Annotated in this window: 1 pseudogene; it reads right to left on the bottom strand. The window is 73.8% G+C overall.

What is annotated here, in order from left to right:
* Window positions 1–121: 121 nt before the first annotated feature.
* Window positions 122–455: pseudogene (locus tag ACFVYN_RS18830) on the bottom strand (hypothetical protein); the annotation flags it as partial.

The following is a 455-nucleotide window of genomic DNA, read 5'->3' as shown; positions in this document are numbered from 1 at the left end:
GGCCCCTTTTCCCGTTCCTCCCCCCACCCCCGCCGCCCCCCCCGCCCCCCCCCCCCCAGCCCCGCCCCCGGCTTGGGGCACCCCACCGGGCCCCCCCCCTGCCCCGGGGGGCCCCCCCACGTCAGGCCGCGTTCGAGGACGGCGTGGCGGTGTTCGCCGAGGGCTCCTTGAGGAACCCGTTCCAGCCGCCCGCCGGCTCCTGTCCGACGTCGAGCGTGCGCAGCTTGGCGAGCACCTCCGGCTTCTGTACGTCCATCCAGTCGACGAACTGCCGGAAGGAGACCAGCCGGACGTCCGCGCCCTTCTCCTTCTCCCGCGCGATGTGCGTGAAGGCCTGCTCGACGGCGTCCATGTAGAGGCCGCCGTTCCAGTGCTCGAAGTGGTTGCCGACGAAGAAGGGGGCGCGGTTGGTCTCGTAGGCCCGCTGGAAGCCGGCGATGTAGGCCCCGGCGGAC

Source organism: Streptomyces sp. NPDC058307 (assembly GCF_042880295.1).
Lineage (GTDB): Bacteria > Actinomycetota > Actinomycetes > Streptomycetales > Streptomycetaceae > Streptomyces.
This window is presented reverse-complemented; position numbering and strand designations above follow the sequence as displayed.